Annotated in this window: 22 protein-coding genes; 9 read left to right on the forward strand and 13 right to left on the reverse strand. The window is 59.8% G+C overall.

Going from position 1 to position 21,547, the window contains the following annotated elements:
- Nucleotides 1-127: 127 nt before the first annotated feature.
- Nucleotides 128-1,849, reverse strand: coding sequence for a bifunctional isocitrate dehydrogenase kinase/phosphatase (gene aceK / locus AB4N47_RS16155; RefSeq protein WP_110645018.1), 1,722 nt, complete (start codon nt 1,847-1,849; stop codon nt 128-130).
- A 214-nt stretch (nt 1,850-2,063) separates the two neighbouring features.
- Between aceK and AB4N47_RS16160 the strand changes: the two genes are divergently transcribed.
- Nucleotides 2,064-2,972: a DMT family transporter gene (locus tag AB4N47_RS16160; protein WP_122505875.1), complete on the forward strand. Its 909-nt coding sequence runs from the start codon at nt 2,064-2,066 to the stop codon at nt 2,970-2,972.
- Between the two features lie 113 nt (nt 2,973-3,085).
- Here AB4N47_RS16160 and AB4N47_RS16165 read toward each other — a convergent pair whose 3' ends face one another.
- A complete protein-coding gene (locus AB4N47_RS16165) occupies nt 3,086-3,949 on the reverse strand; it encodes a DMT family transporter (RefSeq protein ID WP_341638740.1) in 864 nt (287 codons plus the stop codon).
- A 447-nt stretch (nt 3,950-4,396) separates the two neighbouring features.
- On the opposite strand from AB4N47_RS16165, the gene AB4N47_RS16170 reads away from it, so the two are divergent.
- Both AB4N47_RS16170 and AB4N47_RS16175 read left to right on the forward strand, forming a co-directional pair.
- On the forward strand, nt 4,397-4,942 hold the full coding sequence (locus AB4N47_RS16170; protein ID WP_341638739.1) for a hypothetical protein: 546 nt from the start codon (nt 4,397-4,399) through the stop codon (nt 4,940-4,942).
- Nucleotides 4,939-5,139: a hypothetical protein gene (locus tag AB4N47_RS16175; protein ID WP_076566462.1), complete on the forward strand. Its 201-nt coding sequence runs from the start codon at nt 4,939-4,941 to the stop codon at nt 5,137-5,139. The genes AB4N47_RS16170 and AB4N47_RS16175 overlap by 4 nt, the downstream gene beginning before the upstream one ends.
- Before the next feature lie 43 nt (nt 5,140-5,182).
- Here the strand turns inward: AB4N47_RS16175 and AB4N47_RS16180 are convergent, their stop codons facing one another.
- Both AB4N47_RS16180 and cysK read right to left on the reverse strand, forming a co-directional pair.
- Nucleotides 5,183-6,121 (reverse strand): aspartyl/asparaginyl beta-hydroxylase domain-containing protein, encoded by a 939-nt coding sequence (locus tag AB4N47_RS16180; RefSeq protein WP_186568375.1) that lies wholly within the window; start codon nt 6,119-6,121, stop codon nt 5,183-5,185.
- 184 nt (nt 6,122-6,305) lie between these two features.
- Nucleotides 6,306-7,280, reverse strand: coding sequence for a cysteine synthase A (gene cysK, locus AB4N47_RS16185; protein WP_341638738.1), 975 nt, complete (start codon nt 7,278-7,280; stop codon nt 6,306-6,308).
- A gap of 141 nt (nt 7,281-7,421) precedes the next feature.
- Between cysK and AB4N47_RS16190 the strand changes: the two genes are divergently transcribed.
- Nucleotides 7,422-8,498 carry a DUF748 domain-containing protein gene (locus AB4N47_RS16190; RefSeq protein ID WP_341638737.1) on the forward strand — a complete coding sequence of 359 codons (1,077 nt, stop codon included), beginning with the start codon at nt 7,422-7,424 and terminating at the stop codon, nt 8,496-8,498.
- On the opposite strand, the gene AB4N47_RS16195 is transcribed toward AB4N47_RS16190, so the two are convergent.
- Nucleotides 8,495-8,992 (reverse strand): helix-turn-helix domain-containing protein, encoded by a 498-nt coding sequence (locus AB4N47_RS16195; protein WP_460154279.1) that lies wholly within the window; start codon nt 8,990-8,992, stop codon nt 8,495-8,497. The genes AB4N47_RS16190 and AB4N47_RS16195 overlap by 4 nt on opposite strands.
- A 226-nt stretch (nt 8,993-9,218) precedes the next feature.
- Here AB4N47_RS16195 and AB4N47_RS16200 point away from each other — a divergent pair, with 226 nt between their 5' ends.
- Nucleotides 9,219-10,064 (forward strand): AAA family ATPase, encoded by an 846-nt coding sequence (locus AB4N47_RS16200; RefSeq protein WP_007911294.1) that lies wholly within the window; start codon nt 9,219-9,221, stop codon nt 10,062-10,064.
- A 12-nt stretch (nt 10,065-10,076) separates the two neighbouring features.
- Nucleotides 10,077-11,255, forward strand: a complete 1,179-nt coding sequence (locus AB4N47_RS16205; RefSeq protein WP_016771218.1) for a vWA domain-containing protein — start codon at nt 10,077-10,079, stop codon at nt 11,253-11,255.
- 130 nt (nt 11,256-11,385) lie between these two features.
- On the opposite strand, the gene AB4N47_RS16210 is transcribed toward AB4N47_RS16205, so the two are convergent.
- The 4 genes from AB4N47_RS16210 to AB4N47_RS16225 all read right to left on the reverse strand — a co-directional run bounded on the left by AB4N47_RS16210 (nt 11,386) and on the right by AB4N47_RS16225 (nt 15,108).
- Nucleotides 11,386-12,309, reverse strand: coding sequence for a 5-oxoprolinase subunit C family protein (locus tag AB4N47_RS16210; RefSeq protein ID WP_341638735.1), 924 nt, complete (start codon nt 12,307-12,309; stop codon nt 11,386-11,388).
- Nucleotides 12,306-13,010, reverse strand: coding sequence for a 5-oxoprolinase subunit PxpB (gene pxpB, locus AB4N47_RS16215; protein WP_341638734.1), 705 nt, complete (start codon nt 13,008-13,010; stop codon nt 12,306-12,308). The genes AB4N47_RS16210 and pxpB overlap by 4 nt, the downstream gene beginning before the upstream one ends.
- Entirely contained in the window at nt 13,007-13,759 is a 753-nt protein-coding gene (locus tag AB4N47_RS16220) for a 5-oxoprolinase subunit PxpA (RefSeq protein WP_341638733.1), read from the reverse strand. Before AB4N47_RS16220 ends, pxpB begins: the two co-directional genes overlap by 4 nt.
- A gap of 62 nt (nt 13,760-13,821) precedes the next feature.
- Nucleotides 13,822-15,108 (reverse strand): MFS transporter, encoded by a 1,287-nt coding sequence (locus AB4N47_RS16225; RefSeq protein ID WP_071174695.1) that lies wholly within the window; start codon nt 15,106-15,108, stop codon nt 13,822-13,824.
- A gap of 159 nt (nt 15,109-15,267) precedes the next feature.
- On the opposite strand from AB4N47_RS16225, the gene AB4N47_RS16230 reads away from it, so the two are divergent.
- Nucleotides 15,268-16,182: a LysR family transcriptional regulator gene (locus tag AB4N47_RS16230; protein WP_341638732.1), complete on the forward strand. Its 915-nt coding sequence runs from the start codon at nt 15,268-15,270 to the stop codon at nt 16,180-16,182.
- Nucleotides 16,183-16,418: 236 nt separating this feature from the next.
- Here AB4N47_RS16230 and AB4N47_RS16235 read toward each other — a convergent pair whose 3' ends face one another.
- The 3 genes from AB4N47_RS16235 to AB4N47_RS16245 are packed head-to-tail and all read right to left on the reverse strand — an operon-like array spanning nt 16,419 to nt 18,263.
- Nucleotides 16,419-16,961, reverse strand: a complete 543-nt coding sequence (locus tag AB4N47_RS16235) for a DUF2937 family protein (protein WP_024012023.1) — start codon at nt 16,959-16,961, stop codon at nt 16,419-16,421.
- A gap of 12 nt (nt 16,962-16,973) precedes the next feature.
- The gene (locus AB4N47_RS16240) at nt 16,974-17,750 is read right to left on the reverse strand and encodes a class II glutamine amidotransferase (RefSeq protein ID WP_041478844.1); all 777 of its coding nucleotides are present in this window, start codon (nt 17,748-17,750) and stop codon (nt 16,974-16,976) included.
- A gap of 15 nt (nt 17,751-17,765) precedes the next feature.
- Nucleotides 17,766-18,263, reverse strand: a complete 498-nt coding sequence (locus tag AB4N47_RS16245) for a hypothetical protein (RefSeq protein ID WP_016771225.1) — start codon at nt 18,261-18,263, stop codon at nt 17,766-17,768.
- Between the two features lie 235 nt (nt 18,264-18,498).
- Between AB4N47_RS16245 and AB4N47_RS16250 the strand changes: the two genes are divergently transcribed.
- Nucleotides 18,499-20,553: a S9 family peptidase gene (locus AB4N47_RS16250; protein ID WP_341638731.1), complete on the forward strand. Its 2,055-nt coding sequence runs from the start codon at nt 18,499-18,501 to the stop codon at nt 20,551-20,553.
- A gap of 195 nt (nt 20,554-20,748) precedes the next feature.
- On the forward strand, nt 20,749-21,222 hold the full coding sequence (locus tag AB4N47_RS16255; RefSeq protein ID WP_016771227.1) for a cyclic nucleotide-binding domain-containing protein: 474 nt from the start codon (nt 20,749-20,751) through the stop codon (nt 21,220-21,222).
- On the opposite strand, the gene AB4N47_RS16260 is transcribed toward AB4N47_RS16255, so the two are convergent.
- Nucleotides 21,219-21,503, reverse strand: coding sequence for a hypothetical protein (locus tag AB4N47_RS16260; RefSeq protein WP_016771228.1), 285 nt, complete (start codon nt 21,501-21,503; stop codon nt 21,219-21,221). The two genes, AB4N47_RS16255 and AB4N47_RS16260, sit on opposite strands and share 4 nt — an antisense overlap.
- Nucleotides 21,504-21,547 lie beyond the last annotated feature (44 nt).

Genomic DNA, 21,547 nt, shown 5'->3' on the forward strand with positions numbered 1-21,547 from the left:
TCGGTCGTCTATTTATGCAGGGGGCGGATTGTCGCAGAAAAGCAGCTGCAAGCGCCAAGCTACCAGCCGCAAGTCACTGCGGCTTTCAACTTGCAGCTTGAAGCTTGCCGCTTGCAGCTGCGTCTTGTTATTCGTTGTCGAGGCCCTTGCGCCGGTATGGGAAGACGTCGATGACCTTCCCCGCCCGAATCGCCTCCTGCAAGCCCTTCCAGTAATCGGCGTTGTACAACTCGCCGTGCAATTGATCGAACAATTTCCGCTGGCCCGAATCGGCAAACAGGAACGGCGGAAACTCTTCGGGAAACACGTCAAGCGGGCCGATCGAGTACCACGGCTCAGAGGCCATTTCATCCTCCGGCGTGCGCGGTTGCGGGATGTGGCGGAAGTTGGCTTCGGTCAGGAAGCAGATTTCGTCGTAGTCGTAAAACACCACGCGCCCGTGACGGGTGACGCCGAAGTTTTTCAGCAGCATGTCGCCGGGAAAGATATTCGCCGCCGCCAGTTGCTTGATCGCCAGACCGTAATCTTCCAGCGCTTCACGTACTTGCGCGTCGTTGGCATTTTCCAGATACAGATTGAGCGGGGTCATCCGGCGCTCGGTCCAGCAGTGGCGGATCAGCACGGTTTCGCCTTCGACCGAAACCGTCGACGGCGCCACCTCAAGCAGTTCTTCGAGGCACGCCGGATCGAACTTGCTCAGCGGAAAGCGAAAATCAGCAAACTCCTGAGTATCGGCCATACGCCCGACCCGATCGACGCTTTTCACCAGACGATACTTTTCGATCACCGTGGCCCGGTCGACGTTTTTCGACGGCGAAAAGCGGTCCTTGATGATTTTGAACACAGTATTGAATCCCGGCAGGGTGAACACGCTCATGACCATGCCGCGTACGCCCGGGGCCATGATGAACTGATCGTCAGTGTTGGCCAGGTGATTGATCAGCGCGCGGTAGAACTCCGACTTGCCGTGCTTGTAGAAGCCGATCGAGGTGTACAACTCGGCGATGTGCTTGCCCGGCAGAATGCGTCGCAGAAAACCGATGAACTCCGCCGGCACCGGTACATCGACCATGAAATACGAGCGGGTAAACGAGAAGATGATCGACACATCGGCTTCGTCGGTGATCAACGCATCGATCTGAATGCCCCGACCTTCGCGGTGCAACAGCGGAATCACCAACGGCCATTGCTCGTCGCGGGTGTAGATGCGTCCGACCAGATACGCGCCCTTGTTGCGGTAGAGCACCGAGGAAAATAGCTCGACGCTCAGCTCCGGGTCCTTGCACACCCAGTCCGGCAGGTTCTCGCGCAGTTGTGCTTCGAGCCGCAGCAGATCGCCAGGCAGATCGGCGTAATCTTCGCTGAAGCGGTAGTCGGCGAAGATGCTGGCGAGCATCCCGGACAGCTGGCCCTGCGGCTTGTACGTACGGGTTTGCGCAGCGCGGGCCCGGCGCAGGCTCGGGCGCGTGGTGTGGATGAACATGCAGCCGTCGCTGATCAGGTCGTGGCTGAACAGCCCGCAAAAAATCGAGTTGTACCAGGTTTCGGACAGCTCATCGTCGAAGCGCAGGTCAATCACACTGATGTAGGCGCTTTTCACCAGCGGCCAGCAGCTGACGTTCATCAGGGTTTCTTCGTCGAAATACTCGCGCAGGCGAGCGACGGTTTCGCCGACCTTTTCCTCATAAAGACTGATCCGCGCCGCCGAGGCGGCCTGTGCTTCTTGCCAGCGCGCCTGTTCGAAGCGCTCGCGCGCACCGTCGGTGATGCGGCGGAAATGCTCGCGGTAATCGTCGAAGCCGGCGAGGATCATCCGGGCGATCTCGGTGGCTGGCCATTGCTGCGACATAAATGAAACCTCGGCGGGAATTCGGTTGGTCTGAGCTTAGTCACGGAAACGTTCGCAGGAAAAGCGCAATTTCTGCCAAAACCGATACGGGGTTGACCGTAGACGGGGTTTCTCGCGCAGGTAAATCCCAAGGCAGAATTAAAAGCCCGAATAGCGGTTGCCATGCTCCGGACGCTCGGCAACACTCTCGTCCCGATCAAGCAAGGAGCCCGCCGTGAGCCCTGTCGATATTTTCCGTATGTTGTCGCTGGCCGCTATCTGGGGCGCGAGTTTTCTGTTCATGCGCATCATTGCCCCGGTGATCGGCACGATCCCGACCGGGTTCTTTCGCGTGTCGATCGCGGCCGCCGGGCTGCTGGTGATCCTTGGGCTGATGCGCATCAGCTGGGACTTCAAGGGCAAGCTGAAAACCGTGATGCTGCTGGGCGTAATCAACTCGGGGATTCCGGCGACGCTGTATTCGGTGGCGGCGCAAGTATTGCCGGCCGGCTATTCGGCGATCTTCAACGCCACGACACCGCTGATGGGCGTGTTGATTGGCGGTTTGTTCTTCAGCGAAAAGCTCACGGCGGCCAAGCTCAGCGGCGTGTTCCTCGGTCTGTTCGGCGTCGGTGTGCTGACGCGTGCCGGTCCCGTAGCCTTCGATCTGCAACTGCTGATGGGCGCGGTCGCGTGCCTGCTGGCGACCACTTGTTATGGCTTTGCCGGTTTCCTCGCGCGGCGCTGGCTGGATCAGGCCGGTGGGCTGGACAGCCGTTTGTCGGCACTGGGCAGCATGCTCGGGGCGACGTTGTTTTTGCTGCCGCTGTTCGCCTACAGCACCATCACCGCGCCGCCGGTCAGCTGGGGCGGCTGGCAGGTCTGGCTGTCGCTGCTCGGCCTGGGCCTGGGTTGCACGGCGTTTGCCTACATCATCTATTTCCGCCTGCTCAGCTCGATCGGCCCGGTAAAATCGATGACCGTGACCTTCATGATCCCGCCGTTCGGCGTGTTGTGGGGGGCGTTGTTGCTGGATGAGCCGTTGTCGATGGCGCACATTTATGGCGGGGTGCTGATTGCGGCGGCGTTGTGGCTGGTGTTGAAGCCGGCGGTGGTGAAGCCTGCAAACGCGTCAGTCCGTTAGATTTTCTGCCGCAGATATTCGCGAGCAGGCTCGCTCCCACTAGAGTACCCATTTCAATGTGAGAGCGAGCCTGCTCGCGAAAGGCGGCGCAACAAGCGCCACCTGCCTATCGGCTATCCGGTTTTACGGAACACAAATACCAATCCAACAATGATCAGCAGCATCCCCAGCACACTCAACGCCGCCAGACGATTACCGAAAATCAGGTAATCCATCACTGCCGTCACCGCCGGCACCAGATAGAACAGGCTGGTGACATTCACCAGATTGCCCCGCGCGATCAGTCGATACAGCAACAGCGTCGCCAGCACCGACACCACCAGGCCCATCCATAACACCGGGACAATAAAGCCTGCGCTGTGCTCGAAGTGAAACGGCTGGAACGGTACGAACACCGCGCACAGCAACAGGCCGGCCAGGTACTGCACTGGCAGCGTACCGAGCGGATTATCGGTGATGCGTTTTTGCATGATCGAGCCGAGCGTCATGCTCGCCAGCGCCAGCAAACCAAACAGCATGCCGGCCCAGGACATTCCAGCCAGACCGATCCCTTGATAAACCACCATGATCAGCCCGGCCAGGCCCAGCGTCAGGCCGAACAGGCGGCTCGCCGAACGCTGCCGTTCCATCAGCACCACGGTGAGGATCGGCTGAACGCCCATGATCGTCGCCATTACCCCCGGCGTGACTTTGCAGTCCAGCGCCAGCAGATAAAAGATCTGATAGGCCCCGAGCAACACCAGTCCCGTGGCGATCGCAAACAGCATCGGCTTGCCACCCTTGGGCACCTTGAGTTTGAGCAGCGGCGCCAGCAAGACCAGCCCGCACAGGGCGATGGCGAAGCGAATCAGCAGAAAGGCAAAGGGCGAAGCATGGGCGAGGCCCCACTTGGAGAAAATCGCCCCGCTGCTCCACAGCAGAACGAACAGGCTCGTGGACGTCGCCGCGAGCGCGGATTGTTTCGAAAGGACAAACATGAATACCACCTGTAGTCAGGCAAGAAGCCAACTCAGCCGAAGCTGAAATTCAGTAGGTTTTTCCGGCGGGCGCGGGGGCAGCAGAAACTGCCGATCAGCCCCGAACGCCAACGCCCGGCGGCGATACGACTGCGCACACCGGCGTGCTACTGACAGGTGGAGGGTAATGACTGATCTGCACAGGCTGCTGATTCCCGCACGGCACGACGCCAGCGTTGACCGCTGAATCGACTACCGCGTTGATGAGGGATGCAGGCATGGATGCTGATCTTTATTGGAGAAATGAAAGCGCGAGCACAGCGGCTCGGGCGGGCTGACTATAACCAGCTCGGGACACAGATTGCAATGACTTGGGCAAAGGGCCGGTAGCGACAGCTTGGGGCGGGATGATTAGGGTGATTGGCGGCGGCAATGGATTGTCAGGAGACATGGAATGCAAGAGATCATATGCCAAGGGAACGGACGTATTTGCGGTATCAGGTTTATCGGTCAGAGGCGAGGAAGCGGGCCGCTTCGCAGATTGCCGGCTTACAGGGCCAACTTAAGGCGGCCGACGCTTCGATTATGGATTTATCTCTGATTCGGTTCGAACCGATAAACAGGCATGCGCTGAATGCTTTTGAAACATGGGAAGAACCCTGCTTTTTCTGGCATGAAGTCATCGCCTGGAAATCACGTGAACCACGCGCATTGGACATCTCTATCTGGTTCGACGGGCAGCTCTGCGGCCTGTGTTTTGCAAACCCGAACAATAGTCGACGCAGATTACGAGTTGTGAGATTGGAAGGGCGCCCTGGCGGAACACATCCTTTGAAAAATCGGATAGGACTACTAGCGATCATGGTAATTGAGCAATACGCGCACTTCGTTGGCTGCGATGTTATCGAAATACAAGAGCCGCTGGACGGTGCGATACCCGTTTATCAGAAGCTGGGTTTCAGCTACGACATCGAAGGCCGCCTTGTCAAAACCTTGGAGAATCCAGTACTGTGAAAGCCAATCAATTACTGATCAAACCGGGAGGCAACATGAAAAAAGCGAAGCATAGACCTCCCGAAGCATTGGTCAGATCGCTGAAAACCAAAAGACTGGCTGATCATGAATTGACCGCTAATCAACGGCGTCTGTTGCAACTGCTGATCACCGGTATCGAAGATGAGCCCTCGGTGCTGGCCGCTGGCCGATTGTGAAAAAACCGCTCCTGAGGAGCGGTTTTTTATTTCTGAGCCAGCCTCAACCAAACAACCAATACCCCAGCAAGGTCAGCACCAGCACCGCCAGCACCGGGCGCATTACGCGGTAGGCCTTGGGATGCCGGCGCTTCCACTGCTTGACCACGCCGCTGAAACGGTCGCTGAAGTTCTTGCTCCAGGCATAAGCCTGGTTGATGCCGCCAACGCGTTCGTCGTCGAGATTCTGCGGCGCGGTGGCGCGGCCGAGCCAGCCACTAATGAAGCGATTGATGCGGGTCATCACGCGGTTGCTCAGCGGACGCTCGACATCGCAGAACAGAATGACGCGAGTCTGATCAGTTTCATTCTTGACCCAGTGCACATAGGTCTCGTCGAACATCACATCATCGCCGTCGCGCCAGGCGTAAATCTGGCCGTCGACGAAGATCCGGCAATCGTCGGAGTTGGGTGTCGACAGGCCGAGGTGATAACGCAGGGAGCCGGCGAACGGGTCACGGTGCGGATTGAGGTGACTGCCGCCCGGCAGCAGCGCGAACATCGCGCCCTTGACGTTGGGTATGGCACTGACCAGCGCCACGGTTTTCGGGCAAAGAGCTTCGGCCGATGGCAGCGGTTTGTCGTACCACTTCAGATAAAAACGCTTCCAGCCCTTCTTGAAGAACGAACCGAAACCGGCATCGTTGTTCTTCTCGGCGGCGCGAATGTAGCCTTCGTCGAACAAGTGCATGGCTTCGTCGCGAATGGTTTCCCAGTTGTCGCGCAGTACATCCAGCTCCGGAAACTTGCTGCGATCCAGATACGGTCTGGATGGCACTGCGGAAAACAGGTACATCAACGCGTTGTACGGAGCGAACAGTGCGGAGTGGTTGACGAACTGGCGCAATACCGGCAAACGCGCCTTGCCGCGCAAATGCACATAGAGCGTGCTGCCCAGAAACAGCAACAGCACAAACGCCTTGGCGGCAAACGAAACGGTCATCAACGACTCCTTGAATAAAGACAACGCTGCGCAATGCCCTTTTCCCGGCATGGCAGCCGGCCATGATAAACACTACCGGCTCCGGGAAAAACCCGCCTGACACAAGATTCAGTGTTAAGCATTACGCAACAAAGCCTTTATTAACATGCAGCGCCTGAACCCTGGCTGACCTGAATCAACAGGCTTACTGCTGGTTCTCCTGCTCGGTGAACAGGTCACTGAACAGCATGCTCGACAGATAACGCTCGCCCGAATCCGGCAGCACCACGACGATGGTTTTACCCTGCATCTCTGGTTTCTCCGCCAGACGCACCGCCACCGCCATGGCAGCACCGCAGGAAATCCCGCACAAAATCCCCTCTTCCTGCATCAGGCGCAAAGCCATGGTCTTGGATTCTTCATCGGTCACCTGCTCGACGCGATCGACCATCGACAGATCAAGATTCTTCGGCACAAAACCGGCACCGATGCCTTGAATCTTGTGCGGGCTCGGCTTGATCTCGGCACCGGCCAGAGCCTGGGTGATGACGGGCGAAGACGCTGGCTCGACGGCCACCGACAGAATCGGTTTCCCGGCGGTGTTCTTGATATACCGCGAGACACCAGTAATGGTTCCGCCGGTACCTACGCCAGCCACCAGCACATCCACGGCACCGTCGGTGTCGTTCCAGATTTCCGGGCCGGTGGTCTTCTCATGAATCGCCGGGTTGGCCGGGTTATCGAACTGCGCCGGCATGAAGTATTTGTCGGCATCGCTGGCGACGATTTCCGCGGCCTTCTCGATGGCGCCCTTCATGCCCTTGGCCGGCTCGGTCAACACCAGTTCCGCGCCCAAGGCTTTCAGAACCTTGCGGCGCTCGATGCTCATCGACGCCGGCATGGTCAGCATCAATTTATAGCCACGCGCAGCGGCAACGAAGGCCAGACCGATACCGGTGTTACCGGAAGTCGGCTCGACAATGGTCATGCCTGGCTTGAGTTTGCCGCTGCTTTCGGCGTCCCAGATCATGTTGGCGCCGATCCGGCATTTGACCGAGTAACCGGGATTGCGCCCCTCGATCTTGGCCAGAATGGTGACCCCACGCGGCGCGATGCGGTTGATCTGGACCAGCGGCGTATTACCGATGGAATGGGCATTGTCAGCGTAAATACGGCTCATGGCTGGGTCCTTATGCAGCATTGAATTCAGCCTTCCAAGGTAAGCCCGTTGCCGATCACAGTCCAGTCGGGTCGAACGTCTGCAAACGCGCGGAGTCAATCGCATTGAATCGTCAAGCCACACTCTTGAAGGAACAATGGCATGAAACGTCGTTACAGCTGGCCGCTCTGGACCCTGGTGGGTGTCGTGGTGCTGCTGGTCGCCCTGCATTTCGCCCTGCCCTATCTGGTACGCGACTACCTCAATGACAAGCTCGCGGACATGGGCGATTACCGTGGCCAGATCACCGATGTCGACCTCGCGCTGTGGCGCGGCGCCTACAAAATCAACGGCCTGAAGATCGTCAAAGTCGATGGCAAGGTACCGGTGCCGTTCGTCGATGCGCCGTTGATCGATCTGTCGGTGAGCTGGCATTCGTTGTGGTACGACCATGCAGTGGTCGCGCAGGTGCAATTCCTCAATCCCGAAATCAACTTTGTCGACGGCGGCCCCAACAAACAGAACTCGCAGACCGGTCAGGGCACCGACTGGCGTGAGCAGTTGGGCAAGCTGCTGCCGATCACCCTCGATGAAGTGCAGATCAACGACGGCCGTATCACCTTCCGCAACTTCAATTCCAAGCCGCCGGTGAACATGAACGCCAGCAACGTCAACGCCAGCATCTATAACCTGACCAATGTGGTCGACAAGGAAGGCAAACGCGACGCGCGCTTTGAAGGCAAGGCGTTGCTGCTGGGCCACGCGCCATTGGAAACCACCGCCACCTTCGATCCACTGAGCAACTTCGAAGACTTCGAATTCCGCCTGCGCGCCCGTGACATCGAGCTCAAACGCATGAACGACTTCGCCGCCGCCTACGGCAAATTCGACTTCAACGCCGGCCACGGCGATGTGGTTATCGAAGCCAAGGCAGAGAAAGCCCGACTCACCGGCTACATCAAACCCCTGCTGCGCGACGTCGACGTATTCAACTGGCAGCAAGACGTCGAAAACAAGAACAAAGGCCTGTTCCGCTCAATCTGGGAAGCGCTGGTCGGCGGCACCGAGACCGTGCTGAAGAACCAGAACAAAAACCAGTTCGCCACCCGCGTCGAACTCAGCGGCAATGTTCACCAGCAGAACGTCAACGCCTTCGAAGCGTTTTTGCAGATTTTGCGCAATGGCTTCATCCAGGCATTCAATGCGCGGTACGAACGGCCGAAGCCGGATGAGGGTTAAGTTTTGCGGTTGACGACATATCGACCTGTGTCTTCGGCCGCTATCGATGAACGCTGTTGCAGCGAATCCCAGCCCAGACAGGCCAAGGCCAAAGAACGTGGCACTGCTTCACGCCCATTGCTGTAACGGCTGATGCTGCGAGCGCTCACACCGAGCGCTTCGGCCGCATCATTGAGAGAAAGTCCGGTACGGGCGCGCCAATCGATAAAAATGCGCGTGTTCTCATCTTGGGCATTCTGCGCTAGCGCATCCATATACAAGGTGTCTGCACCGATCTGTACGTCGGGTTCAATCCATTCAACGATCCAACCCTTGTCCCCGACTGCGGCAGTCGCAAAGACTTCGCGATCAAGCAGTGGCCGCAGACCTGGATAAGTATGAATATCCATCCCCAAATCAACTGTCAGTTCCTGACCATTGATAAATGTCAGCGCCAACCTGAAATCCGACAGGACGTGCGCAGATCGCAGACGCGGCCGTTTCATGGGTAACATCGATTTTCTGCCTTTTTACTAACCGAGTAGGAAAGGCTATCGCCAAATCGGCGATACCGGAATACTGGCCATCCGCCGAGACTGAGTCAACATGTGACGCTCCATTCAGAGACTGAATAAGCCGTCTGCGTTCACAGTCGACCGGCGTGCGCGTTATAGTCGGGCATCCGATTATTTCGCCCCCGCCCTGCCCGTCAGGTCGGCGTTACCGTTCGAGGATTAGCAGATGAAGTTCGAAGGCACCCAGGCCTACGTCGCCACCGATGACCTGAAGCTGGCGGTCAACGCCGCTATCACCCTGGAGCGGCCTCTGCTGGTCAAGGGCGAACCGGGCACCGGCAAGACCATGCTCGCCGAGCAACTGGCCGAATCGTTCGGCGCCAAATTGATCACCTGGCACATCAAGTCCACCACCAAGGCCCATCAGGGTCTGTATGAATACGATGCCGTCAGCCGCCTGCGTGATTCGCAACTGGGCAATGAAAAAGTCCACGATGTGCGCAATTACCTGAAGAAAGGCAAGCTTTGGGAAGCCTTCGAGTCCGAGGAGCGGGTGATTCTGCTGATCGACGAAATCGACAAGGCCGACATCGAGTTCCCCAACGATCTGTTGCAAGAACTCGACAAGATGGAGTTCTACGTTTACGAGATCGACGAGACCATCAAGGCCAAGAAACGCCCGATCATCATCATTACTTCCAACAACGAGAAAGAGCTGCCGGACGCCTTCCTGCGCCGCTGCTTCTTCCACTACATCGCTTTCCCCGACCGCACTACCCTGCAGAAAATCGTCGATGTGCATTACCCGGACATCAAGAAGGACTTGGTCAGCGAAGCGCTCGACGTGTTCTTCGACGTGCGCAAGGTACCGGGCCTGAAGAAAAAGCCTTCGACCTCGGAACTGGTCGACTGGCTGAAACTGCTGATGGCCGACAACATCGGCGAAGCGGTGCTGCGCGAGCGCGATCCGACCAAAGCCATTCCGCCACTGGCTGGCGCACTGGTGAAAAACGAACAGGACGTGCAACTGCTTGAGCGCCTGGCGTTCATGAGCCGGCGCGGCACCCGCTAAGAGGCTGCTGCCATGTTGCTCAACCTGTTCAACGAAATGCGCGCAGCCAAAGTACCGGTGTCGGTGCGCGAGCTGCTCGACCTGATCAACGCGCTGAAACAGCGCGTGACCTTCGCCGACATGGACGAGTTCTATTACTTGTCGCGGGCGATTCTGGTGAAGGACGAGCGCCATTTCGACAAGTTCGACCGCGCGTTCGGTGCCTACTTCAATGGCCTGGAGAAACTCGACGACCACTTGCAGGCGCTGATTCCCGAAGACTGGCTGCGCAAGGAATTCGAGCGCTCGCTGAGCGACGAAGAACGCGCGCAGATCCAGTCCCTTGGCGGGCTGGACAAACTCATCGAAGAGTTCAAGAAGCGTCTGGAAGAACAGAAGGAACGCCACGCCGGCGGCAACAAATGGATCGGCACCGGCGGCACCAGCCCGTTCGGCTCCGGCGGTTTCAACCCGGAAGGCATCCGGGTTGGCGACGCCGGCAAGCGTCAGGGCAAAGCGGTCAAGGTCTGGGATCAGCGCGAGTACAAGAACCTCGACGATTCGGTGGAACTGGGCACACGCAATATCAAGGTCGCCTTGCGTCGTCTGCGCAAGTTCGCTCGTCAGGGTGCGGCGGAAGAACTCGACATCGACGGCACCATCGACCACACCGCCAAGGACGCCGGCCTGCTGAATATCCAGATGCGCCCGGAACGGCGCAACACGGTGAAGCTGTTGCTGTTGTTCGACATCGGCGGCTCGATGGACGCGCACGTGAAGATCTGTGAGGAATTGTTTTCGGCCTGCAAGACCGAGTTCAAGCACCTCGAGTACTTCTACTTCCACAACTTCATTTATGAATCAGTGTGGAAGAACAACATGCGCCGCACTTCCGAGCGCACTTCGACCCAGGATCTGCTGCACAAATACGGCGCCGACTACAAAGTGATCTTTATCGGTGACGCCGCGATGGCGCCCTACGAAATCACCCAGGCTGGCGGCAGCGTCGAGCACTGGAACGAAGAGCCGGGTTACGTGTGGATGCAGCGCTTCATGGAGAAATACAAGAAGCTCATCTGGATCAACCCGTATCCAAAGGACACGTGGGGCTATACCTCGTCGACCAACATCGTCCGCGATCTGATCGAGGATCAGATGTATCCGCTGACGCTGCGCGGGCTTGAAGAAGGGATGCGGTTTCTTTCCAAATGACGACCTGACCGTTCCCATGCTCCGCGTGGGAACGCATCAAGTCACGCTCTGCGTCACAGGGACGCGGAGCGTCCCGGGCGGCATTCCCACGCGGAGCGTGGGAACGATCAACATCTTCGCCAGCAGGCTTTTAGCGATCTTTGAAGCGCTGCAAATACTCGACATGCTCGCGGTGCGCGACGTCCTGCACCACCGGCCTTAACCTCACCTTCGCTCCCGGCAGGCACTGCGCCAATCGCGCCAGCGCCAGCGGTGTCAACGCACCCAGGCGCGGATAGCCACCGATGGTCTGTCGATCATTGAGCAACACAATCGGCTGCCCGTCCGGCGGTACCTGCACAGCGCCCAAGGGAATGCCCTCGGAAATCATCGGCGCGCCCTGATACTGCAACGCCGCGCCGAGGAGGCGGATGCCCATGCGGTCGGCGCGACTGTCGATGGTCCAAGCGCTGTTGAAGATATCGAACAGGCTCTGCCCGCTGAACTGGCCGATCTGTGCGCCGAGCACCAAGTCCAAAGGCGCATGCGTTTTGAAATCCGGCCGCAGCGCCGAAGGCATTTCGCGCACCGCTGACGCTTCGCCGCTGTAACCGAGCGCCGCCCCTTTGGCGAGCGGAAGGCCCATGCCATCAAGTCCGCCCAATTCTTCGCGCAGCACCGTGGCACTGCTGCCCAATACCTTCGGCGCAGTGAAACCACCGGGTGCGGCCAAATAAGCCCGGGCGCCGAGCAACGGCTGGGTGAAGCGCAATGTCTGCCCTTTCGCCAACCGGAAACTGCGCCACGGCGCCAGCGGCTGGCCGTCGATCTGCGCGCCGAGATCCGCTCCTGCCAGCGCCAGCAGGCAATCCTCCTCAGCCACCACGGCAAACCCGCCGAGGGTGATTTCAACCACCGCCGCATCCAGTTCATTACCCAACAGCCAATTGGCCCAGCTCATCGAGCACCAATCCGTCGCGCCGCCCTGGGTCACGCCCAGATGTCGCACGCCAAACCGCCCGGCGTCCTGCAACAGGCACAGCGGCGTGCTGGCTTCGATCATCAATCGACTCATGCCAGCGCCTCCAGTGGGGTGTCATCGCCGCCCAGACGAATGAATTCGGCGTGGTCGACCACTTCGAAGCGCACCGTGTCGCCGGGTTGCATCAGGCTGTAGCCGTCGCGATGGCGATCGAAGAGTTTCGCCGGGGTGCGACCGATCAGGTTCCAGCCACCGGGTGAGACCACCGGATAAGCTGCGGTCTGCCGCTCGGCGATACCGACGCTGCCGGCGGCGACTTTCTTGCGCGGTGTGCTCAAGCGTGGCGCGGCGAGCATTTCTTCGACCAGGCCCATGAAGGCAAAACCCGGCGCAAAGCCAAGAGCGAACACCTGATATTCCCGTGCGCTGTGGCGACGAATCACCTCCTTCACCGCCAGCCCGCTGCGTTCGGCCAACAGGCTCAGTTCCGGGCCGACACTCAAGTCGTACCAGACCGGCAAGACGTGACACTGCCCAGCGCTTCGCGCATTCGGCGCCAGATCGACCAGCGCTGCGGCGATCAGTTCGCGCGCCTGCGCCGGACTCAACAGCGTCAGGTCGTAATGCACCATCAACGTCGTGTAGGACGGCACCAGATCGATCAGTTGTGCACCAAACGCCGTGCGCAAGCGCTCGCAGGCGGCGAGCATCCACGGCATGTTGGCTTCGGCGATGTCATCGAACAGACGCAGCATCAGGCAATCCAGCGCCACCACTTCAACCCGTGGATTCATGACGCACTCGACTGCTGCAAGGCCTGACGAATATGCCGCACGGCGGCCACGGAACTGGCGTTGTCGCCGTGGACGCACAAGGTATTGGCGCGCAGGATCAAGGCGCTACCATCGCTGGCGCTGAGTTCGCCGCCACGGGCGATGGTCAACGCTTGCTCGATGATTTTTTCGGCATCGTGATGCACGGCGCCCGGCAGTTGCCGTGAGACCAGCCGGCCGGCGCTGTCGTAGGCACGGTCGGCAAAAGCTTCGAACCACAGGGTTACGCCGTATTCATCGCCGATCTGCTGCGCGCCAGCGTTGTCTCGGGTCGCCATCAACATCAGCGGCAGGCTGCGGTCATACGCGGCCACGGCCTGCACTACCGCGCGCAATTGCGCCGGGTTGGCCATCATGTCGTTGTACATCGCGCCGTGGGGTTTGACGTAACTCACACGCCCGCCCTGCGCCTTGCAGATGCCGTCAAGGGCGCCGATCTGGTAATGCAGGATGTCTTGCAGCTCTTGCGCGGAATACGCCATGGAGCGCCGGCCGAATCCGACCAGATCCTGATAGGCCGGGTGCGCGCCAATCTGCACGCCGTGTTCGAGGGCCAGCGCCACGGTCTTGCGCATGATGCTCGGGTCGCCGGCATGGAAACCGCAAGCGATGTTGGCGCAATCGATGAAGGGCATGACCTCGGCGTCCAGACCCATGGTCCAGCTGCCAAAGCTCTCGCCAATGTCGCAATTCAATAGCAGGCGGCTCACGGTGAACACTCCTGTAGCTGCTGGTCTTTTTATCTGTAGGAGACTTCTGCGCAGGGTATCAGTTACTGCGCGTCGAGTTGTTTGCCACGGGTTTCCGGCAGGCTCAGCGCCGCCAGAATCACCACGCCGTAAGACACCGCCGCGAAGGCGCCGATGCCCATGCTCAGCGGGACTTTCTGGCTGAGCAGGCCGATCAACAGCGGGAACAACGCCGCCAGTGCGCGGCCGATGTTGTAGCAGAAACCCTGGCCCGAGCCGCGAATCCGCGTAGGAAACAATTCAGTCAGAAACGCGCCCATGCCGCTGAAAATCCCCGAGGCGAAGAAGCCCAGCGGAAAGCCCAGCCACAGCATCACGCCGTTGCTGACCGGCATCTGCGTGTAGAGCAGAACGATGGTGAACGAGCCGACCGCGAACAAGATGAAATTCTTCTTCCGCCCTAGCAGGTCGGTCAGATACGCGCTGATCACATAGCCGACATAGGAACCGACGATTACCATCGCCAGATAACCGCCGGTGCCGAGCACGCTCAAACCGCGCTCATTCTTGAGGAAAGTCGGCAGCCAGGAGGTGATCGCGTAGTAACCGCCCAGCGCACCGGTGGTCAGCAAGGAAGCGCGAAACGTGGTGAAGAGCATGCCAGGGGCAAAGATCTCGTAGAACTTCGCCGGGTTTTCCGGGGTTTGCGCGGCTTTGGCTTCGCGATAAATCTCAGGATCTTTCACCAGGCGACGGACGAAAATCACGAATATCGCCGGCACGATGCCGAGGATGAACAGCGCGCGCCAGGCATCTTCCGCTGGCAACACCGAGAACAGCAACGCGTACAGAATCGCCGTCAGGCCCCAGCCCAACGCCCAACCGGATTGCACCATGCCCACCGCTTTGCCGCGATCCTTGGCGCGGATCACTTCACCGATCAACACCGCGCCGGCGGTCCATTCACCGCCGAAACCGAAGCCCATCAGGGTGCGCGCGATCAGTAATTGTTCGTAGTTTTGCGCGAAGCCGCAGAGGAAGGTGAAGAAGGCGAACCACAGCACCGTCAGTTGCAGGGTGCGCACGCGGCCGATGCGGTCGGAGAGGATCCCGGCGACCCAACCGCCGATCGCCGAAGCGATCAGGGTACTGGTGTGAATCAGCCCCGCTTCGCCCGTGGTGATGCCCCACATCGCGATCAGCGTCGGCACGACGAAGCTGAGCATCTGCGTGTCCATGCCGTCCAGACCGTAGCCGATCTTGCAGCTCCAGAACGTGCGGCGCTCCTGCTGGTTGATGTTGCGGTACCAGTCGAACGGCCCGGGGCGCGTCACAGGCTTGGATAACGGGAGGGTGTCGGGAGCACTCATGGCAAATCTCCGCAGGGCTTTTATTGGTCTTGTTCGAAGCTCCGACGACGCCTATCGTGGGAACCGGATGCGCCGATTTTTCGTCGCCCTGCCCTGCGCCGTCCAACGAATAAAAACCCGCCTTAGGCATAAGAAAAATTTGTCAGCCGAGCCTTGTCCATGAATCTGAAGTTTCTCGAGACCTTTGTCTGGGTCGCGCGCCTGAAGAGTTTTCGCCTGACCGCCGACAAGCTGTTCACTACCCAGGCATCGATTTCCAGCCGCATTGCAGTGCTCGAAGGCGAACTGGGCGTGAAGCTGTTTCTGCGCGATTCACGCGGCGTCAGCCTGACGCCGGAAGGCTTGAAGGTGCTCGACTATGCCGAGCAGATGCTCGACACCATGGCGGCGCTGAAACAATCGATCGAAACCCGTTCGAGCAAGGTCGGCCGGGTGCGTATCGGCGTGATGGACACAGTGATTCATACCTGGCTGAGCCCACTGGTGGCGCAGATGACCGATCTGTACCCACGGGTGGAAATCGAACTGGTCGCGGATACTGCGCTGAACCTCTGCGATCAGCTGCAAAAAGGCTTTCTCGATCTGGTGTTGCAAACCGATCTGATCCGCCACGAAAGCGTGCGCAGCCTGGAGTTGGCCAGCCATCCGCTGGGCTGGATCGTCGCGAGCAATTCGATCTACAACCGCGACTACGCCGACCTCGCCGAACTGGCGCAGGAGCGGATCATCACCTACTCGAAAAACTCACGACCGCATCAGGATACCGTCGCCCTGATGCAAGCCAACGGCGTCATGGCGCCACGTTTGAATTGCGTGAATTCGGTGTCAGCGATCACCCGGTTATTGCGCGATGGCTTCGGTATCGGCGCGCTGCCGCCGGTGCTGGTGGCCGAGGAACTGGCGCGTGGCGAATTGATCTTGCTCGACATCGAGCAGCGACCAGCGAATCTGCCGGTGGTGGTGTCGTGGCGGGTCGGGGTTGAGTGGGTCGAGGAGATTGTGACGTTGTGTCAGCAGGTCCTGGCAGGATATGCGCACAAGGTCGGCAAGGACTGCATCACCCTCACTGGATGATTAGTGGCGAGGGGATTTATCCCCGCTCGGCTGCGCAGCAGTCGTGATTGCGGCCAACGCGGTCTTTCAGTGCAGGTTTTGGGGCTGCTGCGCAGCCCAACGGGGATAAATCCCCTCGCCACAGAACTCATTCGCCACAGAACCCACTCCCCCCATAGCCCATTCACCACAGAGCCCACTCACCAAAGAATCCCCATGCCATAGAGCCTCTGTTGCCAGAGGGGATTGAGCAGGTCTTACAAACCGCGGACGTCGCGATCTTCGATCGGTCGGCTCTGGCGCAGGCGGCGGCCGCCGAGCACTACCCAGTCGATCAGGCGGAACAGGCATTCGACACCGAACGACAGCAGCAACGCGCCGCTCATGCCCCAGATCATTGCCTCTGGTGTCAGCAGGATCTGATAGCTGTAGCCGTTCCAGGTTTCCTTGCGAATGTCCGGATCGGCGGCCAGGACCACTTGCAGGAAGCGCACATACCACGGCCCTTGCATCGCCTGGAATTGTTTATCCAGCGCCACCTGTCGAGTGAGCAAAGTGTTCAGGCTGTCGGCATCGCTGCGGAAAATCGGGTCTTCGCTGGCCCGGTAATGCGCGACCAGCGCCTGCATGTCGCCTTTGAAAAACTGATCAGCCGTGCCCTGAAAGCCACGCAGGCCGGTCTGCGCTTCGATCAGATGCGCTTCGACACGCTGGGCGTAATCGTTGATGAACCCCGGGACCTGGACACCGATCAACAGACCCGCCGCAAACAACACCAGCCGTAGATAACTGAGCAACATGGATGCAAATCCTTATTCGGTCTTGCCCTGGCTGACGCATTCGCCGCGTCGCCACAGGCTCCATTGGCCCGGTTCGTAGCGGGTCCAGGTTTCGTTTTCGGTCAGAGGCTCGGTGGCAATCACCGTGACCACGTCGTTGGGCGTGGTTTCGGCCTGGAAATCGACGATCACATCGACATCCTTGAGCCGCGCCGGGCCGAACGGTGCGCGGCGGGTGATCTGGGCGAGTTTGGTCGAGCAGTAACAGAACAGCCAGTCGCCGTCGCTGAGCAGGCAATTGAACACGCCCTTACTGCGATATTCAGCGCACGCGGCGACCAGATCCGGCAGCAGCACTTCGATATCGACCGGTTCGGGGAAGGCTGCGCGTACCCGGTTGAGCAGGTCGCAGAATGCCGCTTCGCTGTCGGTATCGCCGACCGGGCGGTAGAAACTCTTGATCGCAGTGAAATCGGCGAGCTGGCCGTTGTGCGCGAAACACCAGTTGCGCCCCCACAGTTCGCGGACGAACGGGTGGGTGTTGGACAGGCAGACCTTGCCGACGTTGGCCTGGCGGATGTGGCCGATGACCACTTCGCTCTTGATCGGATAACGCTGCACCAGGTTGGCCACTTCCGACTCGCTGCTCGCTGCCGGGTCCTGAAACAGACGCAAACCACGCCCTTCGTAGAAGGCAATGCCCCAGCCGTCGCGGTGCGGGCCGGTACGACCGCCGCGCTGCATCAGGCCGGTGAAGCTGAACACGATGTCAGTCGGCACGTTGGCACTCATGCCCAGTAATTCACACATGTGCGGACTCTCGGGTTACAGACGCGGCTCGACCCGCATGCGCTGCGGATTGTTCGGCACTGGCGGGCGACCGTAGCGGTCATCACCGGCGCCGCCGAACGGTTGATCATCGTCGCGCTCCTCGGCACGGGCGGCGGCCTTGGCGGCCTCGGCGCGTTCACGCCGCGCTGTCGAGGCGCGCTCGATCGGCAAGCGGATCAAGACGAAAACCAGATACACCCCGAAGGCGATCATGCCGTACATGAACAGATCGGAAACCGCGCGCCAGGCGTTGTTGCCGACCTTGAACAGCATGTCCAGGGCGGTGATGGCGATGGCCGGTGCTACTTTGGCCTTCACCGGATCGACGATGGTCGGGCTGAACAGCAACACCGCCATCAGCACACGCAGCGGCTCGCGCAGCCAGCGCCACATCCAGGTGGTCAGGCGCATCCATACCAGCAGGCAGCCCACGGCGGCAAAGGCGTAAAGGCCCCAGGCGATCAGATAGTCGTTCTCGGTCATGGTGTCCATGGCAAGGCAGGCAAATAGGCGCTTATAGTAACGACTTTTCGCCCATGCGGCTTGTCCCAATACCAGACGGCCAGCAGCCGCCCCTGTGGGAGCGAGCCTGCTCGCGAATACGGACTGTCAGTTGCAACAGCGTTGCCTGACACACCGCTATCGCGAGCAGGCTCACTCCTACAGGGATTGCGGCAGTCTCAAGTGCTGCGAAACCCCTATTTGTATATTTGTCCGAGAGCCTTCCATGCCCGAATCCGCCAATGTCATGACTGCCCCGATTGCCCACCGGGCGCCCGGCGCCGACCCGTATGCCTGGCTGCAGGAGCGCGACACCGAAGCGGTGCTCGACTACCTCAAGGCTGAAAACGCTTATCAGGAAGCGCAAACCGCCGATCAGGCCGAATTGCGCGAAAGCCTGTTCAATGAGATCAAGGGCCGGATTCTCGAGACTGATCTGTCCCTGCCCTCGCCTTGGGGCCCGTATCTGTATTACACGCGCACCACCGCCGGTGACGAATACGCCCGGCACTACCGCTGCCCGCGTCCTGCCGACGACAGCCTGGCCCTCGATGAAAGCCGCGAACAATTGCTGCTCGACCCGAATGCGCTGGCCAATGGCGGCTTCTTCTCGCTCGGTGCTTTCAGCATCAGCCCCGATCACCAGCGCCTGGCCTACAGCGTCGATGCTTCGGGCGACGAGGTCTACACGCTGTTCGTCAAGGAGCTGTCCAACGACAGGGTCAGCGAACTGGAATTCGAGGACTGCGACGGCAGCATGACCTGGGCCAACGACAGCCTGACCCTGTTTTTCGGTGTGCTCGACGACACCCATCGCCCGCATAAACTGTTCCGCTATCGCCTCGACGGCACTGCCGCCGAAGAGGTTTTTCACGAGCCGGACGGGCGGTTCTTCCTGCATTGCTACCGCGCCAGCTCCGAACAGCAATTGCTGCTGTCGCTGGGCAGCAAGACCACCAGTGAAGTCTGGGCGCTGGACGCCAATCAGCCACATCTGCCATTCAGCTGCCTGGCGCCACGGGTCGAAGATCACGAATACGACGTTGACCACGGCCTGCTCGATGGCGTCTGGACCTGGTTTATCCGCACCAACCGCGACGGCATCAACTTCGCCCTGTATCAGGCTCCGGACACTGGCGTGCCGCCGAGCGAGGCCGACTGGCAGAACCTGATCCCGCACAACGAAGAAGTGATGCTCGACGGCGTCAGCCTCAACGCAGAGGCAATGACCTTGAGCCTGCGCGAAGGTGGTCTGCCGATCATCGAGGTTCACCCGCAGGGCTTGGCGTCTTATCGCGTGCAGTTGCCCGATGCGGCCTACAGCCTGCATGTGCAAAACAGCCTGGAGTTCGAGAGCGACCGCATTCGCTTGCGCTACGAAGCATTGAATCGCCCGGCCCAGGTGCGCCAGTTGATCCTCGCCAGCGGCGAGCAAACGGTGCTCAAGGAAACCCCGGTACTCGGCCAATTTGATGCCGATGCCTATGTCAGCCAACGTCTATGGGCCACCGCGCCGGACGGCACGCAAGTGCCGATCAGTCTGGTGATGAAGCGCGAGATGGTCGGTAAACCGGTGCCGCTATATCTGTACGGTTACGGTGCTTACGGCTCCAGCCTCGACCCGTGGTTTTCCCACGCACGCCTGAGCCTGCTCGATCGCGGCATGGCCTTCGCCATCGCTCACGTACGCGGTGGTGGTGAATTGGGCGAAGCCTGGTATCGCGCCGGCAAGCAGGAACACAAACACAACACCTTCAGCGACTTTATCGCCTGCGCCGAGTTTCTGATCCTCAACGGCATCACCTCGGCGGAGAAACTGGCGATCAGCGGCGGCAGCGCCGGTGGTTTGCTGATCGGCGCGGTGCTCAACCAGCGCCCGGATCTGTTCGGCGTAGCGATTGCCGAAGTGCCGTTCGTCGACGTGCTCAACACCATGCTCGACCCCGAGCTGCCCCTGACCGTCACCGAATACGACGAATGGGGCAACCCGGAAGAACCGGACGTCTATGATCGGATCAAGGCTTACGCGCCGTACGAAAACGTCACCGCGCAGGCTTATCCGCCACTGCTGGTGATCGCCGGCTACAACGACAGCCGTGTGCAGTATTGGGAGGCGGCCAAGTGGGTGGCGAAATTGCGCGCAACCAAGACCGATGACAACGTGCTGCTGCTCAAGACCGAACTGGGCGCCGGGCATGGCGGCATGAGCGGGCGCTATCAGGGATTACGTGACGTAGCGCTCGAATATGCATTTGTGTTCAAGGTTTTGCAGATTGCCTGAGGAACTCTGAGGGTGGCTTGGGTCTTAACAGCAGACCCAAAGCCTCCACCGATTCTCTGTGTAGGAGCTGCCGAAGGCTGCGATCTTTTGGTCCTGGTTTTGAACAACAAGATCAAAAGATCGCAGCCTTCGGCAGCTCCTACATGGGGACCGTGTGCTCCTTGGAAACAGTGATAACAAAAAGACCGCATCGACATGTCCGAACCGACCTTTCTGAACAACGAAATCCGCGACTGGCTGATGGACTGTGGCCTGTTCGATCAATTGCAGCTGGCCGACTTTGCGGCCGCTTCCGGTTACTTCAGCATCAGCACCGTGGCTGAGGGCGAGGCGATTTTTCGCGAGGGTGATGCCGGCAGTTTCATGTGCATCATCCACACCGGCCAGGTCGCCGTGCAGAAAACCGGCGCTGACGGCCAGGTGATCACCATGGCCACCCTGCGCAGCGGCCGGGCCTTCGGTGAAATGGCCGTGCTCGATGGCGAGCGCCGCTCGGCCACGTGTATCGCGGCGAGCAACTGTCAGTTGCTCAATCTGGGCAAGGACTCGCTGGAAAAAATGCTCAACGACGCACCAAAAATCGCCGCAAAGATCATCCGCGCCCTCGCCGTCTCGCTGTCCAAACGCCTGCGCATGGCCGACGGCCAACTCGCCGCGCAACAGGTTTAACCGCCGGGGGACTTGACCTTGTTGCCGTTCGGCTCGATGCCCGGCACCGGTTGATCCTTGCTCGGCGGGCTGGGCATTTCGATCGGTACCAGCGGTGGGCTGCCGCTGCCGGCGCCCGACTTGGGCAGGGTGATCGGGGTGATCTGCGGATACGGCGTCGGCGTCGCGGTGCCGGGCGAACCGGGTTGCGGCGTCGGGCTGACCGGAACGCTCTGCTGGGCCTGCACCGCAGTAATCGCGAGCGCGGCCAGGGTAATGACCGTTAGAATGGTGCGCTTCATCAAGGGCTCCGTTTGGCCTCTAGTCTGTGCTCAGGCTACTCCCA

Source organism: Pseudomonas sp. S3_G06, assembly GCF_054667565.1.

What these genes read in the sequence shown, in the direction of transcription:
- AB4N47_RS16260 (WP_016771228.1), bottom strand. Translation starts at nt 21,503, where the DNA reads ATGAAGCGCACCATTCTAACGGTCATTACCCTGGCCGCGCTCGCGATT.
- AB4N47_RS16180 (WP_186568375.1), bottom strand. Translation starts at nt 6,121, where the DNA reads ATGACCGTTTCGTTTGCCGCCAAGGCGTTTGTGCTGTTGCTGTTTCTG.
- AB4N47_RS16245 (WP_016771225.1), bottom strand. Translation starts at nt 18,263, where the DNA reads ATGGACACCATGACCGAGAACGACTATCTGATCGCCTGGGGCCTTTAC.
- aceK (WP_110645018.1), bottom strand. Translation starts at nt 1,849, where the DNA reads ATGTCGCAGCAATGGCCAGCCACCGAGATCGCCCGGATGATCCTCGCC.
- AB4N47_RS16210 (WP_341638735.1), bottom strand. Translation starts at nt 12,309, where the DNA reads ATGAGTCGATTGATGATCGAAGCCAGCACGCCGCTGTGCCTGTTGCAG.
- AB4N47_RS16240 (WP_041478844.1), bottom strand. Translation starts at nt 17,750, where the DNA reads ATGTGTGAATTACTGGGCATGAGTGCCAACGTGCCGACTGACATCGTG.
- AB4N47_RS16250 (WP_341638731.1), top strand. Translation starts at nt 18,499, where the DNA reads ATGCCCGAATCCGCCAATGTCATGACTGCCCCGATTGCCCACCGGGCG.
- AB4N47_RS16230 (WP_341638732.1), top strand. Translation starts at nt 15,268, where the DNA reads ATGAATCTGAAGTTTCTCGAGACCTTTGTCTGGGTCGCGCGCCTGAAG.
- cysK (WP_341638738.1), bottom strand. Translation starts at nt 7,280, where the DNA reads ATGAGCCGTATTTACGCTGACAATGCCCATTCCATCGGTAATACGCCG.
- AB4N47_RS16165 (WP_341638740.1), bottom strand. Translation starts at nt 3,949, where the DNA reads ATGTTTGTCCTTTCGAAACAATCCGCGCTCGCGGCGACGTCCACGAGC.
- pxpB (WP_341638734.1), bottom strand. Translation starts at nt 13,010, where the DNA reads ATGAATCCACGGGTTGAAGTGGTGGCGCTGGATTGCCTGATGCTGCGT.
- AB4N47_RS16225 (WP_071174695.1), bottom strand. Translation starts at nt 15,108, where the DNA reads ATGAGTGCTCCCGACACCCTCCCGTTATCCAAGCCTGTGACGCGCCCC.
- AB4N47_RS16190 (WP_341638737.1), top strand. Translation starts at nt 7,422, where the DNA reads ATGAAACGTCGTTACAGCTGGCCGCTCTGGACCCTGGTGGGTGTCGTG.
- AB4N47_RS16205 (WP_016771218.1), top strand. Translation starts at nt 10,077, where the DNA reads ATGTTGCTCAACCTGTTCAACGAAATGCGCGCAGCCAAAGTACCGGTG.
- AB4N47_RS16170 (WP_341638739.1), top strand. Translation starts at nt 4,397, where the DNA reads ATGCCAAGGGAACGGACGTATTTGCGGTATCAGGTTTATCGGTCAGAG.
- AB4N47_RS16200 (WP_007911294.1), top strand. Translation starts at nt 9,219, where the DNA reads ATGAAGTTCGAAGGCACCCAGGCCTACGTCGCCACCGATGACCTGAAG.
- AB4N47_RS16255 (WP_016771227.1), top strand. Translation starts at nt 20,749, where the DNA reads ATGTCCGAACCGACCTTTCTGAACAACGAAATCCGCGACTGGCTGATG.
- AB4N47_RS16235 (WP_024012023.1), bottom strand. Translation starts at nt 16,961, where the DNA reads ATGTTGCTCAGTTATCTACGGCTGGTGTTGTTTGCGGCGGGTCTGTTG.
- AB4N47_RS16195 (WP_460154279.1), bottom strand. Translation starts at nt 8,992, where the DNA reads ATGTTACCCATGAAACGGCCGCGTCTGCGATCTGCGCACGTCCTGTCG.